18 protein-coding genes and 1 pseudogene are annotated in these 14611 nt (G+C 51.1%); 5 read left to right on the top strand and 14 right to left on the bottom strand.

Annotation, left to right across the window (positions count from 1 at the left end; translation table 11 throughout):
- Positions 1-52: 52 nt before the first annotated feature.
- From GEV47_RS08790 to GEV47_RS08815, 6 genes and pseudogenes are all read right to left on the bottom strand, one after another.
- Positions 53-1453, bottom strand: a complete 1401-nt coding sequence (locus GEV47_RS08790; RefSeq protein ID WP_194270619.1) for a cytochrome c — start codon at positions 1451-1453, stop codon at positions 53-55.
- Positions 1454-1471: 18 nt separating this feature from the next.
- Positions 1472-3106 (bottom strand): GMC family oxidoreductase, encoded by a 1635-nt coding sequence (locus GEV47_RS08795; protein WP_153234394.1) that lies wholly within the window; start codon positions 3104-3106, stop codon positions 1472-1474.
- 10 nt (positions 3107-3116) lie between these two features.
- On the bottom strand, positions 3117-3659 hold the full coding sequence (locus tag GEV47_RS08800; RefSeq protein ID WP_153234395.1) for a sorbitol dehydrogenase family protein: 543 nt from the start codon (positions 3657-3659) through the stop codon (positions 3117-3119).
- Between the two features lie 24 nt (positions 3660-3683).
- Positions 3684-3896: pseudogene (locus tag GEV47_RS08805) on the bottom strand (porin); the annotation flags it as partial.
- A 56-nt stretch (positions 3897-3952) separates the two neighbouring features.
- On the bottom strand, positions 3953-4297 hold the full coding sequence (locus tag GEV47_RS08810) for a carboxymuconolactone decarboxylase family protein (protein ID WP_153234732.1): 345 nt from the start codon (positions 4295-4297) through the stop codon (positions 3953-3955).
- A 311-nt stretch (positions 4298-4608) separates the two neighbouring features.
- Positions 4609-5463, bottom strand: a complete 855-nt coding sequence (locus tag GEV47_RS08815) for an NAD(P)-dependent oxidoreductase (RefSeq protein WP_153234396.1) — start codon at positions 5461-5463, stop codon at positions 4609-4611.
- Between the two features lie 41 nt (positions 5464-5504).
- On the opposite strand from GEV47_RS08815, the gene GEV47_RS08820 reads away from it, so the two are divergent.
- Positions 5505-6359: a DUF899 family protein gene (locus GEV47_RS08820; protein WP_228124641.1), complete on the top strand. Its 855-nt coding sequence runs from the start codon at positions 5505-5507 to the stop codon at positions 6357-6359.
- A gap of 222 nt (positions 6360-6581) precedes the next feature.
- Entirely contained in the window at positions 6582-6707 is a 126-nt protein-coding gene (locus GEV47_RS19700) for a hypothetical protein (protein ID WP_265588502.1), read from the top strand.
- Positions 6708-6725: 18 nt separating this feature from the next.
- On the opposite strand, the gene GEV47_RS08825 is transcribed toward GEV47_RS19700, so the two are convergent.
- From GEV47_RS08825 to GEV47_RS19525, 4 genes are all read right to left on the bottom strand, one after another.
- Positions 6726-7133: a hypothetical protein gene (locus tag GEV47_RS08825; protein ID WP_153234397.1), complete on the bottom strand. Its 408-nt coding sequence runs from the start codon at positions 7131-7133 to the stop codon at positions 6726-6728.
- Positions 7134-7292: 159 nt separating this feature from the next.
- Positions 7293-7580, bottom strand: coding sequence for a hypothetical protein (locus GEV47_RS08830; protein WP_228124642.1), 288 nt, complete (start codon positions 7578-7580; stop codon positions 7293-7295).
- A gap of 73 nt (positions 7581-7653) precedes the next feature.
- Entirely contained in the window at positions 7654-7953 is a 300-nt protein-coding gene (locus GEV47_RS08835) for a hypothetical protein (protein ID WP_153234398.1), read from the bottom strand.
- Between the two features lie 130 nt (positions 7954-8083).
- Entirely contained in the window at positions 8084-8653 is a 570-nt protein-coding gene (locus GEV47_RS19525) for a hypothetical protein (RefSeq protein ID WP_228124643.1), read from the bottom strand.
- Between the two features lie 187 nt (positions 8654-8840).
- On the opposite strand from GEV47_RS19525, the gene GEV47_RS08845 reads away from it, so the two are divergent.
- The gene (locus GEV47_RS08845; RefSeq protein WP_153234400.1) at positions 8841-9089 is read left to right on the top strand and encodes a DUF3297 family protein; all 249 of its coding nucleotides are present in this window, start codon (positions 8841-8843) and stop codon (positions 9087-9089) included.
- Between the two features lie 165 nt (positions 9090-9254).
- Here the strand turns inward: GEV47_RS08845 and GEV47_RS08850 are convergent, their stop codons facing one another.
- The 3 genes from GEV47_RS08850 to GEV47_RS08860 form a co-directional block, all read right to left on the bottom strand.
- Positions 9255-9782 carry a GNAT family N-acetyltransferase gene (locus tag GEV47_RS08850; protein ID WP_153234401.1) on the bottom strand — a complete coding sequence of 176 codons (528 nt, stop codon included), beginning with the start codon at positions 9780-9782 and terminating at the stop codon, positions 9255-9257.
- Positions 9783-10059: 277 nt separating this feature from the next.
- Positions 10060-10398, bottom strand: coding sequence for a chaperone modulator CbpM (locus GEV47_RS08855; RefSeq protein WP_153234402.1), 339 nt, complete (start codon positions 10396-10398; stop codon positions 10060-10062).
- Positions 10395-11348, bottom strand: coding sequence for a DnaJ C-terminal domain-containing protein (locus tag GEV47_RS08860; RefSeq protein WP_153234403.1), 954 nt, complete (start codon positions 11346-11348; stop codon positions 10395-10397). The genes GEV47_RS08855 and GEV47_RS08860 overlap by 4 nt, the downstream gene beginning before the upstream one ends.
- A 367-nt stretch (positions 11349-11715) precedes the next feature.
- On the opposite strand from GEV47_RS08860, the gene GEV47_RS08865 reads away from it, so the two are divergent.
- Together GEV47_RS08865 and GEV47_RS08870 are read left to right on the top strand one after the other, a co-directional pair.
- The gene (locus tag GEV47_RS08865; RefSeq protein WP_153234404.1) at positions 11716-12531 is read left to right on the top strand and encodes a ParB N-terminal domain-containing protein; all 816 of its coding nucleotides are present in this window, start codon (positions 11716-11718) and stop codon (positions 12529-12531) included.
- A gap of 134 nt (positions 12532-12665) precedes the next feature.
- Positions 12666-13289, top strand: coding sequence for a trimeric intracellular cation channel family protein (locus GEV47_RS08870; protein WP_153234405.1), 624 nt, complete (start codon positions 12666-12668; stop codon positions 13287-13289).
- Positions 13290-13311: 22 nt separating this feature from the next.
- On the opposite strand, the gene GEV47_RS08875 is transcribed toward GEV47_RS08870, so the two are convergent.
- Complete coding sequence (locus tag GEV47_RS08875; protein ID WP_153234406.1) at positions 13312-14424, bottom strand: serine hydrolase domain-containing protein; 1113 nt, start codon at positions 14422-14424, stop codon at positions 13312-13314.
- Positions 14425-14611: the final 187 nt, after the last annotated feature.

A 14611-nucleotide genomic window follows, 5' to 3' on the forward strand; every position in this document is an offset into this window, starting at 1 on the left:
AGGGACCAAAATTTCACCAGCCACGCTATGCGCTGCAATAACTCTACTTTGGCTACGCTGCATTGCGACGCTTGCGTCTGCTGAACGCAAAGAACAGGGCGATGATCACGATGATTAACGCCCCTATTCCCGCTCTCGCTGCAGTTACCAGATTGGATGAAGCGCCACCGGCGCGTAGCGTTTTCACTTGCTCGACGCTTACCGAGGCCGCAGGATTGCCATAATTCTTGATCAGATAATTGCCAAGAGTGGCGATCTGCTGATCCGACAGTGCATTTTTAAAACCCGGCATCAACACCTCGGATGTATCGTTCTTCCGCTGCACGCCCTCAAGCATTACCATTACCAGATTGTTGGTATTGACGCGGCCTAGCGCCGTGTTGTGAAACAGAGGTGGCAAGCCGCCATCAAAACTTCCTTGCCCGCGGGCCTGATGACAAGTCGCGCACTGAGCGTCGTAGAGTTGCGGGCCGGTCATCTGGTTGGTATCTGCGGGCAAGGCCACACCCCGGATACTGTTCAAGTCATCGGCAGCAGCGCCAAATGCGTATACCGGACTAGTGTCAGCCGCATCGTGTTGTGCGGGCACGGTTTTCAGATAGACCGCAATTGCGTGCAAATCGGCGTCGTTCAAATGGCGCAGACTGTTATCGACCGCCTCCGCCATTGGTCCTGCAGCCTGCGCCTTGTTGGCAGTGTGGCCGAGGCGCATGTAATCGATAATTTCCTGCTCGCTCCATCCGCCGACACCACTATTCACATCCGACGTAATGTTAGGCGCATGCCAAGTGCCAACCTCGCCGCCGCCGAGTTCACGCGACAGGTTTTCTGCCATCAGCATATTTCGTGGCGTGTGACAGGTGCTGCAATGTGCGAGCCCAAGCGTCAGGTAAGCGCCGCGATTCCATTCCTGGCTTTTGCTGGCATCAGGCGTGAACGGCTGCTTGTCGAGATAAAGCAGATTCCAGGCCGCCATCGAGATCCGCAGGTTGAATGGGAACGGCAAAGCAGTAGCTGGCGCGCTAACATCGACCGGCGCTACGCCCTGCATGAAATACGCATAGAGCGCCTGCACATCGTCATCACTGACTTTCGCGTACGATGTATAGGGCATCGCCGGATAGAGATGTCGCCCATCCGCACGTACCCCTTTGCGCAACGCATCGCTGAATTGCTCAAGCGTGTAGTTACCGATGCCGTTCGTTTTCGAAGGTGTGATATTGGTCGAAATAATCGGGCCGAGCGGCGTTGGCAGCGACAGACCGCCCGCCATCGGCTTACCGTTCGGTGTGGAGTGACAGGCAATGCAATCGCCCGCGGTGGCCAGATACTCGCCACGCTTGATCAGGTCGGCATTGCCGGTGTCCGACGCTGCCGCAGCACAAACGTTCAAGTTGACCAGCGCCAGCACGATGGCGCCGAAATTAACGTGCAAGCGTGTCATCAATTTCATTGAAGGCTACCTTGACGATTAGGATGTCGACGTAGCCGGACCCGGCGTACGTACGTTGAATTGCTCTAATATGTGCTGTGTAGTTCTGAGCGCTAACGCCACGCCGGTCTGCGTCGAGTTGCAGGTCGCCGCCGTCGGCATGACGCCGGTGCTGACGATGAACAGATTTTCGTGATCATGCGTGCGACCGAAGCCATCAACGACCGAGGTTTTCGGGTCATTGCCCATACTCATCGTGCCGGTAATGTGCTGATTGTTGGCGTAATTGCCTTCCGGGCTGTAACGCAGATCGGTACCGCCCATCAATTCCGCAATCCGCGTAAAATCGGCTTTGGACACATCCGCGCCACGCCGCGTGTATTCATCAATCGAATAACTCGCCTGCGGTTTCGGAATACCCATGCTATCTTTTTGCGTGCTGAGGGAAATACGGTTTTCCGGATGGGGAAGCACTTCCAGAACGTTCTTGACATTGACCTGATGCGCGGCACGATAACGCAACTGCTTCTCGAATTCCGCGCCATATACTCCCTCCGCAATCAATGCCTGAGTGGAACTGAGCACTTGTGAAATATTCGTAAAATCAAGGCGATACGCTGCATGCTCGGAACGGAATGCTCCATCGCGCAGGGTATTGATGGAACTTGGACTTTGCGGCCCGCGCCCTAGCCACAACTCATCCTCTGCATAGAATGTCAGTGAAGTACTGGGGTGGTCCATCAGATTACGACCAACCATGTCGGAACTGTTCGCCAGACCATTTGGATATTTATCGCTGGACGACAGCAGCAACAGTTTCGGACTTTCTATGCCGTTGGCGGCGAGAATAAAAGTTTTAGCCGTAACGCGATGTGAATTCTTGTCAGGATCGTAGTAGAGCGCGGCCACAATGCGACCCTGCGCATCATGTTCGAGTTTGTAGACGTTGGCATTCGGAATCAGTTTGGCACCAGCGGCTTCGGCGGCTTCCGCTGCCAGACCTCCGTGATACTGAGCATCAATCGGGCAAATCGGTTGGCAGCTGTTATTTCCGCAGCACGCCGGACGGCCATCATAAGAGCGGCTATTGCGAGCGGTGGTATTGGCGACGACTTCGTAACCGCCAGGTGCAAGCCGCTCACGGAAACGCCGCATCGCCCAGGTTTCTTCTACAGGTTCCATCGGGAATGGTTTACTGCGCGGCGATCCGGTATTGGCAGCGCCCGACACTCCCATGATTTCTTCGGCCTCCTGATAAAATGGATCGAGCTCTTCGTAGGTCAGCGGCCAGTCGACTCCGACGCCATACAGGCTCTTGATGCGCATGTCATTCGGTACCACACGCCAAGCCTGTGCCGCCCAATGCCAGGTGGTTCCGCCAACCTGCCGGATGTACTCGGCGGGATACGGATAAGGGCCAGCCTGCACCAGATAACCGCTGTCCTTGGGCTGATAAATTGGATGCGGTGCCGATGGCACGGATGGATAGGGCGACATCCAGTCGCCCTTGCGCGGAGAGTTGCGAAAGCGAGCGACGATTTGGCCACGGTTAACGCGCGGGCCGGCCTCCAGAATCACGACCGAGGCACCTTGCTTCAACAGCTTGAGTGCGGTCAGTGAGCCAATGATTCCTGACCCGATTACAACGAAGTCTGCCGACAATTGATCCGACATCTGGCGCTCCTTAAAGTGGTTTTTTTGCCCAGCTTCCATACGTCCCATAGGCGTAGGTAGGTGGTTTCAACACATCTTCCACAATCACCGCATTCAGTGCAGTTTCATAGGCTATGCAACGCGCCTTCTCGCTATCGCCAACGATGCCCAGGCACCAGGCCGTCATGATTTTGCGCGGTAACGCGGCCAACGGTGAATGCTCGTCGTCCAGCGTTTTCTGCAAAGCGACAGGATCGATTTTTCTGTCGTTGATCAGCGTCAGCAATGCCTGTGCGGCGGCAGGAAATCCGGAGTCATCGGCGGTGAGTGCGTCATACAGACGCTTTGCCTGCACTGCGTCGAGCGCCTGACGGCCAACGAGGATCGCTGAAACCGCCACGAATGAACCTTGCTCGGGGTTCGCTACCGGTTGCGCCAGCGCCCACGGAATCAGCGAGGCACTATAGGCGGACAGCAAGCCGATCAATAATGTGCGCCGCGTCAGATTGGATGGAGCGGTGGTTTCCGTAACTTCCTCCGCAACTTCCTCAGTGATTTTTCCAGAGTGATCCATGATGCTTTCCTGTTTCAAAAAGGCTCAAAAGGAATGGCGTATACCCGCCATCAGGACGGTCTGATTACGGCCTGAAGATGGCGATCCGTTTTGTGAATCTCCGACCACGGCCACCGCATCGACCGGATCGCCGGTCCCTGCTGCGCCCAGCGTCGTCCCCTTGGCGAATTGATAGGCTACTAGCAGGTAAAGCGCTGTTCGCTTGGAAAACGAATAAGTTTGTTCCATCGCCAGCTGTTGGTGCTGGGGCTACTGTATAAACCGTGTTGAAAAAATTAAATCTGGGCAGTCGATCATGATCCGGGATGCTTGACTGAAAAAGCATCCAGCACCCGCGCCGAATACACCATCGCAGCACCCGCGTTGATCGCGATCGCAACGCCTAGTGCTTCGGCGATTTCCTCGACCGTAGCGCCATGCCTGGCAGCGGCATCCGTATGCACTGTGATGCAGCCGTCGCACTGCCGGGTAACCGCCACCGCCAAAGCAATCAATTCGCGCGTCTTTGCATCAAGCTTGCCCGTCTTTTGGCCAGCCGTGGACAGTGCCTGATATCCGCGCAGCGTATCTGGACTAAGTTTGCCAATCTCGCCGATGCGAGCCATCAACTCTTTCTGGTAGTCATTCCACTCGAGCATCATGTTGATTTTCCTTTCGTAGCAATCAAGATGGGTGTGTGCAAACGCAGTCAGTATGTTGTAGTGCCATAGGCCGTTCGAAACGAGACACGCTTCGACTTTTGTTCATACTCGGCGTGTTTTCAAATTTCGTCAAGGCAATAAATATTACTGCCGGCTTCATCGTAAGCTTCGATCAATGTCAACATGAAAACCAAACAAAACGTTTTATAAATCTGTTCACAATGGTGAAATTTCGACAAAGGTTACATAGTGAATTCTTGCTAAAAATGTCGCGTAAATTCTGATCGCGTACAGCAGGTTCTGAACGATTAAGGTCTCGCCAACGCGTCAATACCAAGAACGCTGGCATCGTCGGCACCATGTCCTGCTGCAATGAGTTGATCCATTCTGGCGGCGATTCCAGGTAACGCCGCCATCGGTCTGTCATCCGCCGTCTCCAACATCAGACCAACATCCTTGCGTGCCATTGCCAATTCAAAACTCGGGGTGAAGTTACCTTTTGCCATATTCAGCCCGCGCCCCGCTGCCATCGCATTCAAATCAAACAGCCCCAGCAACCGGATGGCATCTTCGCCGTTAACGCCGCTAGCCTGCGCCAAAGTCAGAACATCAGCCACCACTGCAGAGAGGCCAATGATCATGGCATTTCCAAACAATTTGTTGGCTGCAGCAAGATCGGCACGTTCGCCCAGATATTCGAGACGTCCTGTCATTTTGGCGAGATCCGCCTCGACCGATTCGAATAGCACCTTTGGTCCAGCCACCATCATCGACCCCTTGGCATCTCGCGCCGCCAGTGGCCCCATGAAGACGGGACAGTGCAGATATTTCAAGCCAGTCGCGTGGAAGCGCTCGGCCCGTACAGCGGTCAACGCTGGCAAAGTCGTGGAGTGATCAATCAGGATCGCGTCAGGAGATAATCCACTTTGCGCTGCTGCAATAACCGCCTCGACCGCTGCATCATCCTTCAGCACAAGATGCACTCTTGAAGCACCCCGAACGGCTTCGGCAGAAGTCTCAGCTGCCTTCACACCGAATGGCGCCAGAGCGAGGGCTTTGTCCGCAGAACGATTCCATGCAGTGACAGAATCACCACGTTTTGCAGCAGCCTCAGCGAATGCACTTCCGAGCAATCCAGTACCGAGAAAAGCGATATTTGCCATGATCATATTCCTTTTAAATTGAACCTGAACTTAACAGCGGGATGTTGAAATATAGCACCGGAACAATTTTGTCGAATGAAGTTGATCGCTTTAGGGGCGCTTACGACCTCAAGCCACCAATCAAATCTCACTTCGAATATGCTGCGGCCAGCCTTGAAAATCCATTAAGCGTACACTCGAATATCCGTTTCAAAGAGGAGACGACCATGAGTGAACTACGGTACCCAAACGAAAGCAGAGAATATCGCGACTCGCGTGACGCATTGCTTAAAGACGAACAAGAGCTTGTCGAAAAAGTAAAATCGGTAGCAGAAAAACGCCGCAACCTTCCTCTCGGCGGAGAGTTAAAAGAAGACTACGCTTTACTATGGGCCAACGATGGAAAAGTAGGAAAGAGTGTGAAACTCTCCGAACTGTTTGCGGACAAAAACACCCTGCTGCTTTACTCATTTATGTACGGTCCGAACTGGGACAATCCCTGCCCGTCCTGTACCTCGCTGGTCGATGGATTTGATCGAAGTTGGTATCAGGTCAACCAAAATGCCGCATTTGTCGCCATTGCCAAAGCGCCAGCCGAAAAAATCAATGCATGGGCCACACAACGCGGGTGGTCGCAGATTCCGCTGGTTTCGGGATCGGAGTCAAACTACCAAGCCGATTACAAGTGCCAGAGAGACTCTGATGACATGCAATTACCAGTGATGCATGTGTTTAAAAAGAAGGATGGCAAGATTTTCCATTTCTGGGGAACTGAACTATCGGGGAATCATGTCGACACGGTCTGGCCATATTGGAATCTCATGGACTTCACCCCAGAAGGTCGGCCAGACATTCTCACTCCGCCACAAAATTTCCGATCCGAATTTTTGGAAAAAAACTATCTGAATAAAGAGTAAGGAACAGTTGATGGCGGATTGCGAGCTTCAAGCCACTGGGTCGTAACCGGTGAATAGCCTGAATACATTTTCATCACCCCTTATTCCTGGCCGATTGTAAACGTTGTTGGGCGGCGACTTACGACCCAAAGGCGACATAGAGATTTCTCGAAACCGGCCATTCAAATATGCAAGCGGTGTTTGATACTGCTAGAGTTGTACTAAACTAGAAAAGGCAATGTCATGTTCGATATTGATGGACCATACAGAAAAACCGAACCAAGCCGCTTTGAACGCTGGGTCGAATTTCTCGCACTGATCGGCATCGCCATAAATGCAATCGTAACGTTGTTTTCTTTGTTCGAATGACTTCCCGGCGGGTCAAGATCAGACGTCGGCTTTTCGTCGCACACCCAATGTTCCAACCAATAACAAGCCGCATGAAAACGCAAACATCCCCAGAACAACGTGACGACCTGTAATAACTTGTTGATCTAAATAATTCTGGGTTGGTGGCATTCGGTTGTAGATTTCGACATCATTAGCATAAACACGAGTAATCATCTTGGTGCAATATTCGGCGCGCACTAATGTGCCACTCTTGACCGGCTCCAACTCCCGAGCAGGTCCGACGCAGCCGCCTTTGCCACAAAATGCAATTTGAATAATTTGATTCCGATTATTACGGACTATAGCCGAACCACCTACCCGCCATAACGATCCGTTTACTACCCGCGTGGGGCTGACATATCCAGAAGGCGATATTTCACAAACTGGTGCAACGGCTGGATGCAATATACCTCCTACATAAAGCAATATTGATGCTACTCCGAGTATCGCCCCCGCGAAAATCAATGACCACCATTGACTTACTTTCTTCGTTTGTTCCATTAGATTTCGACTTTAAAAATAGGAGTGAGCACAAGCCTTAATAAGATGCTTTCCAATTTGCGGTTAAATACTTTTACGCGCTCTTTGCCAAGGTTGCTCTTTGGAGTCGCGCCATGCGTGCCAGCCCAGAGGTAAGTCAGCAAGTATTACAATCGCCTCATCAATTTCAACGATGTTCTTTAAGCTAATCAACGCTGCATTGCTAGCATCCAAAGCATCTGCTGGAAGAAATTGCCAGGCACCATCACTTTGATCATGTGAGACATAGACTATAGAACTGGTTCTATCAACAATTTTCCGGTGTGTAAATACCGCGACATTTGGCGGGTCGCCGAATTTCCATTCCATCATCAGATACCTTTAATTTAATTTGATTTTCGTAATGGCCGCATTTGGCCGTTTTGAGCCAGCCGTTATCTAATCATTAGTGACAATATAGTTTTGATACATGCATCACAGTTGAGGCGTAAATAAACACAAAAAGAGGGATGAGTACAAGCCCCATACGTCCAAAACCGGAAAACCCGTAGATTTTCATAAACTGAAATAGAAACACTAATATTGGTATAGCGATACCCAATGCAAAAAATAATCCTAAGAAAACAGCTTTGATTCCTCGCCAATTTTTTACGCCAAGAAAATTACAATCCAGCCCCAAGCCCAAAGTGATAACAATAGTAAATGCTATGAACGAGACAAGGAGCCATTTGTTTTTAGCCATCATTAAACCTTAGTGATTAATGCATTCATCCTGCTGGATCGCGATGGAAATTTGCCTGTTACGGCAGTGACCGCTGCTGGCCGAACTGAGCCGCCCGTGAAAGACAGGTTACACCATGCACTCATGTCACGAACTAGGTTTGAACAGCATTTTTGATATTATTTTTCAGCCAAGCTATGTCGTCAGCAGATGAGCTTTTCCCTGTTCGCACCAGCCATATCCCGAACGTCAGCATAATGCCACTTATGGCAATTCCCTCCAATGCACCCTGGTTATGCTCGGATACCAGCACGAATACGCAAAGAGCGAAGATAGAGATAATTCCGACGATCCATAAAGCTAAAAAAACTTGGACATTGGGGGCCATCGCGAATTTCCCTGAAAGAACAACCTGTCCGTCTTGTTGCTTAAATCGACCGGTGAATACAGGATTGAATGAACTTTTCATTCCTCGTGTTCGACGTTGAAGAGTAACGCTCGACGTTTTTACTGAGCCAACCAGCCATTCTGAAACGAGTGTATCGGAGTTATATGGAAGGCACACAGACGACAAACGACTCAGCGATTCCGGTACTGAATATTTACTTTGAAAACAAATGCCTGTATTTCCACCAGGGAATCCGCATAGAAGCATCACGCAAAAAACCACACAAATAACCGACACGGAAATAGCAGCTATTAAGATGAGTAATGAGATTTGCATTGGTATCAGCCATAGTAGAAAAATAGTTGGGGTATCCTGCCACAAACTCTAACAAAGAATGTGCAGAGGCAGCTTTAGAGCATTTTTTGGAGAGACTGCTTCTGTCCGATTGCGGCCAACCAAATGATTTAGCGAAACCACGCAAAAAAAATTGTTTTGGTTAATCTTATAGTTGATAATTGTGGCCATGAACGATACCCAAAACCGCCCCCAACTTCCTGATCGGCTCTCGGTCGATCCTCGTAGCCCCTTCCATAATGCAGCCATATTTGAACATGATGTTGGCATTAAACTCAACGATAAAGAGCGTTTCGAAGTTGAGGAATATTGCATCAGCGAGGGATGGATCAAAGTCCCGGCCGGGAAGGCGCTAGACCGGAAGGGTAAGCCCTTAATGATTAAAGTAAAAGGCAAGATCGAACCTTTCTATCGATAAGTCTGTTCTTTGATTATCATTTCTTCACTTCTTTGATTCTGTGCAAGGACGTGTGCGCTAAGGTTTTTTTCGATAGTGCATACGCCTGCTCCGGGCCGGTTCCTGCGCTTACCCTACCTAACCCCGCCCGAACGGCAAAACGCATCCCACAACAGTCGGTGCGACTTATCCAATGACCGCCGCAGTGACCGGGGAAACTATCGTCCAGCCAATCGCCTTATACAGCGCGCGACCATCTTCAGTGGCAACCAGTACTCCTATTGTTGATTCGCTGGCAATGGAAACATTGCTCAGTGCTCCCATGACAATGCGCCCCAGGCCTTTCCTTTGATGCGCTGGCTCAGTCACTATTTGGTCAAAAATTGCAAAGCCATTGCTTTGCGCTACACGCCCTCGCGCAGCTAATTGTCCTTGATTGGTCCTCAGTTCCGCATCGGTGACCGCACTATTTGTGTGAATTGATAGCTGGTAGTCATCGCGCGCAATGATGGCGTGTTTGCGTAATTCTGCAGCCATCAAATACTCCGGCGGCTGAACCGTCCAGATATCAGCAAGAAAAGGCGCTACCACTTCCGGACTAGCGCAGACTTTAAGCCATGTTCCCGGAACCGTTAAGCTGATCGATAGCTCGCGCAAAGCTTGCGTATCGAAATTGCTTACTACATGGCGCTCGAGGTGGTCGGGTGCGCCCAAGTCAATTTTGTATCCATACGTTTGATTTACAGGGTGAGCTTTCTCCCTCGTAAGTGTCCACCCTCGCGCCCATGCTTCTGCAGTAGCCATCTGGTTAAACGCGCAATGACCATTTTCCAATATTGTTCTCCATTTGCAAAAATACGGTAGAGCCCATTTGGCCGATAGAAATCGCTCCAGACCGTCAAATTTTTCTAATGCGTCTCGTAACGCAAGACGGAACATCGACAAGAATGCTGGTCCCAAAAATTGAGATCAGCATTGCTTACGAATGTCATCAGTGCCTGTGGCCAAAATCCCCAAGATCAAAGCGCGCGCGCACCGCATTTATTTCTTCTTCCAATTCGTCAATTCGTCGTATCAACGTCATGGCCAGCGTCATACCGGCGTGATCAAGTTCAAAATCATCCCGCAACTTGCGCGCCATGTTTGCGGTAACAACGTAGCGCAGATGAAACAGCTTGGGCTGAGCAGCTTCGTCGAAAGGCACGATGACGCCGCTTTCAATCAGCTCATCGAGCTCTTCGGTTGTCAGGCCAGACACTTCAGCCAGATGTTGCGCCGAGCAGGTACCTTGTTCGTCGAGCAAAATGTATTCCGAAAGTGTAAGTTTCATTTCGTCCCCTTTCCGACGGCTTCACGCACATTGACTTTTGAGGCGGCAGCAAGCTGCTCATACAATTCTTGTTCTTGCTTGCTAACCGTTTTGGGCACCACTATCTGCACAACTGCGTACATATCTCCGGCAGTGCCACCCGGCGATGGCAAGCCGCGGCCGGTAAGTCGAAGTCGCTGGCCAGACGAGGTGCCCGGTTTGATCTTGAGTTCCACTGTACCGCCCAAGGTGGGAATTTCGACTGAGGTGCCAAGTACCGCTTCCCAGGGTGCCAGCGGCAGATCGCTATACAAGTCTCGCCCGCTGACACGATATTGTGGATGTGGCGCGATCGACAGAACGATGTACAAATCTCCTGCTTTACCGCCGTTGTGACCGGGGCCGCCTTTGCCGGTAAGCCGCAGGCGCTGACCTTCGGTAGCGCCTTTAGGAATGGTGACCCGAAAAGTGCGTGAAACCCGATGTGGCAAACCGTGTTCGTCGTATTCGGGGACCTGCACCGAGACATCCATTTCGCCGCCACTGAAAATCGTTTCTAGTGGGACTGAGGCATGCACTGAATAGTCTTCGCCGGGTTCCGGGAAGCTTGCGCGCGCTCTGCCGCCGCTGTGACCGCCTTGTCCGCCCGACCTGAAAGCATTCAAAATATCGGAAATATCGACGTCATCAAAGGCCGAGGCGTCGGAGCTATAGCGATGTTGCCATTCTGGTGGCGGGGTGAAATTGTCGCCAGCTGGACGCTTGCCCAAATTATCATATTCCTCACGTTTTTCAGGATCCTTCAAGGTCGCGTAAGCTTCTGCGACTTCCTTGAATTTTTCTTCGCCGTCAGGATCTTTGGAAATGTCTGGATGGTACTTATGGGCGAGCTTGCGATACGCCTTCTTGATATCCGCGTCTGACGCGGTTCGCTCCACACCCAACGCTTTGTAATAGTCCTTGTATTTCATTGCGACTCCACATCGAAAGTGAAAAAACTGGGCAAATTTCGTACAAATACGGTGCTAAGGAATGCTTGCTGCTAGCCTTGCAATAGATGCGAATCAGATTTGGGATTTATCCTCGATTATTCAAATCCGATTGATTGTAATTGATATAAGTAAGTTCAAATAATCACGTTGAAAATAACCTATTTGATATTACTTATCTGGGTATTTCATCAACTTCATCACTGCCTTTAAATTACCACATTCTCATTACTACATCCTCTTTACTGCTTGAGCCGCAACTATCGCCACTCTCAAACGACGGGTGCAGTGGCGTAAAACCACAGCGTTGCGTACACTACCGCCGCTATCAATTTAATTATCCTGAGCCATGACCATCACTATCAACGAAGACCTGCGTGCCTATATCGATCCATTGACCGAAGACGAATACACTGCACTGGAACGCAGTCTGCTGGCCGAAGGCTGCCGCGATGCGCTGGTGTTGTGGGGCGATCTTCTGGTGGATGGACATAATCGCTACGGCATCTGCCAAAAGCACGCTATCCCTTTCAATACCATGCAGAACACCACGTTCAAATCCATAGACGATGTGCATCTGTGGATGATAGACAATCACCTCGGGCGACGCAGCGTATCGGATTTTCAACGCGGCGTTCTTGCACTACGCAAGAAAGAAATCGTATCGGCGCGCGTAGCACAGACGCAAGTTCAGCAAGCGCCGGCAGTATCAACCACATCCGATACCCCTGTTCAATCCGAGAGCGAGCCACAATTAACCAGAGAAGCCGTTGCACGTGCCGCACGGGTGAGCAGCGCGACTTTGGGACAAATCGAAAAAATCCAGAAGACAGCTGCGCCTGAACTGGTCGGCGCCGTAAAGTCGGGAGTCATTTCCATTAATGCTGCGGCCGCCGTCGCTTCCTTGCCTAGCGAGGAGCAAATAGCGGCTGTTGCTGGTGGCAAGAAGGAACTGAGGTTGGCGGCAAGACAAGTGCGTGAAGCCCGTCTGCCGCCCAAGCCGAAACCTGAAGTGGAACCGCTACCGAACGATGCCACGCCAGATCAAATAGAAATCCATCGCTTAATGCAAGTGGTTGCCGAACTCACCGAAGAACGCGATCAGTTGAAAAAGAAGGTGCAGCATTTGACTATTGCGCTGTCGGAAGCACGTAGCGATCAATAGTTTGTTGCGGGTGTAATCTGGCGCTGATTTCGACTGGCGGCCTTAGACCGGAAATGATTATGTTCATGCGTATCGCCGCATGATAAAGTTACCCAACATCTTTACCTCATAACCGCTATCTCTCGGCCAAGAGCATGAAGCTAAAAACAGAAACAACGATACTTGCCGCTGATCTGGCGGGCACCTTTGTTTTTGCCATTGAAGGCTCTCTCACTGCTATTCATGGTGGCCTGGATTTGTTGGGGGTCATGGTGGTTGCATTCGTTACGGCACTCGGCGGTGGCGTGATACGCGACTTGCTGATCGGTGCCTCGCCGCCGAACGCTATCCGCGACTGGCGTTATCCGATGCTGGCTTTTGTGGCAGGATTGCTCACCTTTATTTTTCATACCAGCATACAAGCAATCCCAGCCTCACTGCTGATCGTGCTGGATGCCGCAGGTCTCTCACTGTTCGCCATGGCCGGAGTCGAGAAGGCGGTGTTGTTTGGCATCCGTCCGTTCGTGGCGATGCTGATGGGTACCGTTACCGGCGTGGGCGGTGGCGTGATCCGTGATATTTTATTAGCCCGAGTGCCGCTGATACTGCTCACTGACATTTATGCCACTGCAGCTTTTGCCGGCTCTTTTGTGGCGCTGACATGCCGCCGTTACGGATTGTCACCCGCCGCCTCAGCCATTACCGGTGGCCTGGTATGTTTTGTGTTGCGGCTTGTGGCCGTTTCGCAAGGCTGGCATTTGCCTAAAGCGGTGAGTTAATCAACCGCTATCAGACTGCATCTTATTTAGGCGGGCTCAAGCTTGGAAACAATTTCACCAACACTGTTTTCAACACTTTGTCGGTTCCCATGTCTTCGGCTGCATTGGCGACAACCATCACGCCCGAGTCCTGTGCCGGAAATAAAGCGACCATCGCGAGCCAATTGCCATCCGATCCCTGATGTACCAAGGCGGGGCCTTTGCGTCCAGCGACAGATTCTTGCACACCCCAATCGAGCCCTGCCGGACCACCCAACTGTGCTGTCTGCATCAAGTGATAGGACGCGGGAGTGAGTAATTTGCCGTGCCCTCTGCTTCCCGCCAGTTGATCCAGATTGAACTTCGCCCAATCATCCAGGCTCATGTGCAGAAAACCGGCCGGTGCGAACATATCTGGCGCGCCGTCGTCGTACTTTTTCATTTTGAGCATGGGATGACCATGCTGATGTCCACGGTTTTGACCATCGCGTGTATTGCCAAATCCAACATGCGTCATTTCCAGCGGTTGAAATACTTCTTGCTGCATCAACTCCTCATAGCTTTTACCCGTCGCTTTTTCGGCGATAGCCGCAGCAACCAGAAAACCGGTATTGCTATATATGAAAGTTGAGCCCGGCGCGGCTTCTGGCGCATCCCGCAGCGCAGCACTGATGTAGTCCAGACGTTGTTGCGTAAATGGACGCCCATCGGTAAAAAATTTCTGTGCAGAGTTGAGATTCTTCATATCGCGGGGCAAACCCGATCGATGAGAAAGCAACTGAATCAAAGTCACCTTCCTGTACTCCGGTCGCATGCTTGCAGCAAAATCCGGTAGCATTTTTTCCAGTGGTGTATCCCACGCAAGTGTCCCCTGCTCCACCAATCTGGCAATCATAGCAACCGTCATCACTTTCCCGGTTGAACCGATCAGCCAGACATCATCCAGCTTCACACGCGCATTGCCATCGTTACGGCGCACGCCATAAACCGCCTCCTCGGTGATTTTCCCGTCACGTATCACAAGTACGCCAACAGCCGGAACCTTAGAGCCAGCCATGGCCGTTTTTACAATCGTTTCCAGATTTTCAGACGCCATTGCGGGAGCGGTAATGACCAGCGTGAGTGCGACTATGACAGCAAAGAGACGAGACAGCATGGTGATATCCAATCAATGAAGTGAGCTAAATGCAGCAGAGTATAGACATGCATCCTATCCAAATCGCACGTCAAACGACGAGTCGATGAATAAGAGGCACAGGATGCAAATTATGGGGATAATCAGTGCCCCGAAATAGCCCCAAGCGACTTATAGCGATCTGATCAAGGATTTGCCAAAAGCGGTA

This window comes from Glaciimonas soli (genome assembly GCF_009497155.1).
GTDB classification, from domain to species: Bacteria; Pseudomonadota; Gammaproteobacteria; order Burkholderiales; family Burkholderiaceae_D; genus Glaciimonas; species Glaciimonas soli.

Excerpts from the sequence above, each read along its gene's own strand:
- GEV47_RS08790 (WP_194270619.1), bottom strand. The coding sequence starts at position 1,453 with ATGAAATTGATGACACGCTTGCACGTTAATTTCGGCGCCATCGTGCTG.
- GEV47_RS08795 (WP_153234394.1), bottom strand. The coding sequence starts at position 3,106 with ATGTCGGATCAATTGTCGGCAGACTTCGTTGTAATCGGGTCAGGAATC.
- GEV47_RS08800 (WP_153234395.1), bottom strand. The coding sequence starts at position 3,659 with ATGGATCACTCTGGAAAAATCACTGAGGAAGTTGCGGAGGAAGTTACG.
- GEV47_RS08810 (WP_153234732.1), bottom strand. The coding sequence starts at position 4,297 with ATGCTCGAGTGGAATGACTACCAGAAAGAGTTGATGGCTCGCATCGGC.
- GEV47_RS08815 (WP_153234396.1), bottom strand. The coding sequence starts at position 5,463 with ATGGCAAATATCGCTTTTCTCGGTACTGGATTGCTCGGAAGTGCATTC.
- GEV47_RS08820 (WP_228124641.1), top strand. The coding sequence starts at position 5,505 with ATGTTGAAATATAGCACCGGAACAATTTTGTCGAATGAAGTTGATCGC.
- GEV47_RS19700 (WP_265588502.1), top strand. The coding sequence starts at position 6,582 with ATGTTCGATATTGATGGACCATACAGAAAAACCGAACCAAGCCGCTTT.
- GEV47_RS08830 (WP_228124642.1), bottom strand. The coding sequence starts at position 7,580 with ATGATGGAATGGAAATTCGGCGACCCGCCAAATGTCGCGGTATTTACA.
- GEV47_RS08835 (WP_153234398.1), bottom strand. The coding sequence starts at position 7,953 with ATGATGGCTAAAAACAAATGGCTCCTTGTCTCGTTCATAGCATTTACT.
- GEV47_RS19525 (WP_228124643.1), bottom strand. The coding sequence starts at position 8,653 with ATGCAAATCTCATTACTCATCTTAATAGCTGCTATTTCCGTGTCGGTT.
- GEV47_RS08845 (WP_153234400.1), top strand. The coding sequence starts at position 8,841 with ATGAACGATACCCAAAACCGCCCCCAACTTCCTGATCGGCTCTCGGTC.
- GEV47_RS08855 (WP_153234402.1), bottom strand. The coding sequence starts at position 10,398 with ATGAAACTTACACTTTCGGAATACATTTTGCTCGACGAACAAGGTACC.
- GEV47_RS08860 (WP_153234403.1), bottom strand. The coding sequence starts at position 11,348 with ATGAAATACAAGGACTATTACAAAGCGTTGGGTGTGGAGCGAACCGCG.
- GEV47_RS08865 (WP_153234404.1), top strand. The coding sequence starts at position 11,716 with ATGACCATCACTATCAACGAAGACCTGCGTGCCTATATCGATCCATTG.
- GEV47_RS08870 (WP_153234405.1), top strand. The coding sequence starts at position 12,666 with ATGAAGCTAAAAACAGAAACAACGATACTTGCCGCTGATCTGGCGGGC.
- GEV47_RS08875 (WP_153234406.1), bottom strand. The coding sequence starts at position 14,424 with ATGCTGTCTCGTCTCTTTGCTGTCATAGTCGCACTCACGCTGGTCATT.